General features: G+C 71.1%; 2 protein-coding genes and 1 pseudogene. All 3 read left to right on the top strand.

From position 1 onward, the window contains the following. Positions 1 to 354, top strand: a pseudogene (locus D3P35_RS25800) (hypothetical protein); the annotation flags it as partial. 85 nt (positions 355 to 439) lie between these two features. Then, positions 440 to 784, top strand: a complete 345-nt coding sequence (locus D3P35_RS25795; protein ID WP_118138783.1) for a DUF2190 family protein — start codon at positions 440 to 442, stop codon at positions 782 to 784. Positions 785 to 786: 2 nt separating this feature from the next. Continuing rightward, on the top strand, positions 787 to 1088 hold a 302-nt coding region (locus D3P35_RS25790; RefSeq protein ID WP_118138781.1), incomplete at its 3' end, for a hypothetical protein.

The following is a 1088-nucleotide window of genomic DNA, read 5'->3' as shown; positions in this document are numbered from 1 at the left end:
CTGATGGTCGAGCCGAACCTGCTGATCATCCCGCCGGCGCTGGAGATGGCCGCCGGCCAGTTCACCGCCAGCGTGACGCCGGCCAAAGACGTCGACGCGAACCCGTTCAAGGCGAGCGTGACGCCGGTCGTCGCCGCCCACCTCGGAGCCGCCGCGGGTGGTTCGGACACCGCCTGGTATCTCGTGAGCTCCGACCTGCCGCCGATCACCCACGCCTATCTCGACGGCTACCAGGCGCCCACGGTGCAGACCATCGAGGGCATGAACCCCGACAAGGTGACCATGAATGCCCGGCATATCTTCGGCGCGGCCGTCACCGAGTACCGCGGCGCCTACAAGAACCCCGGCGCGTAAGGCGCCCGGATCTCGGCCTCTGACGGAAGGGCGGTCCCGCGGGCCGCCCTTCGTCTTTTCCCTCCTCCTGTCGAAAGGCATGATCATGAAGAACTACATCCAGCCCGGGGACAACCTCACCATCCCGGCTCCTGCGGACACCGTGGCCGGCGCCGGCGTCGCGGCCGGTCTCCTCTTCGGCGTGGCCCAGCACGATGCCCTTTCCGGCGAGCCCCTCGTGATCGTCACGCGCGGTGTCTTCGAACTGCCGAAGACGAACGCGCAGGCCTGGACGCTCGGCGTGGCGCTCTACTGGAACGGTACCCTCGTGACCACGGCGGCCGGCACCGGCAACGTGTTCATCGGCGTGGCCGCGGTCGCCGCTGCCAACCCGTCCGCGACCGGTATCGTCCGGCTCAACGGGGTCGCGCCGGCCGCCCTGACGGCCTGAGCATGAGCCTTTTCGACGGGCTGGCCGGCCTGCTCGACGACGTGTTCGGCGCGCAGGTCACCATCACCCCGCCGGCCGGGGCCGCGCGGCCCGTGCAGGCGGTGTTCCGCGAGGGCCCGGTGACAGTGCTCGGCGCGGAGGGGCAGGAGGTGACGACCGTGCTGCCGACGCTCTCGGGCGCGCGGGACAAGCTCGCCGCCCTGGTGCCCGGCGGCACGGTGCGGCCGGGCAACGGCAAGACCTACCGCTGCATCTCCGCGCTGCCCTCCGGCAGCCCGGCCGATGACGCGCGGATGACGATCGA

The organism is Oceanicella sp. SM1341 (assembly GCF_003448965.1).
In the GTDB taxonomy this organism is placed as follows: Bacteria; Pseudomonadota; Alphaproteobacteria; order Rhodobacterales; family Rhodobacteraceae; genus Paroceanicella.
The sequence above is the reverse complement of the archived record's forward strand: the minus strand, read 5'-3'. Positions and strand labels throughout refer to the sequence as shown.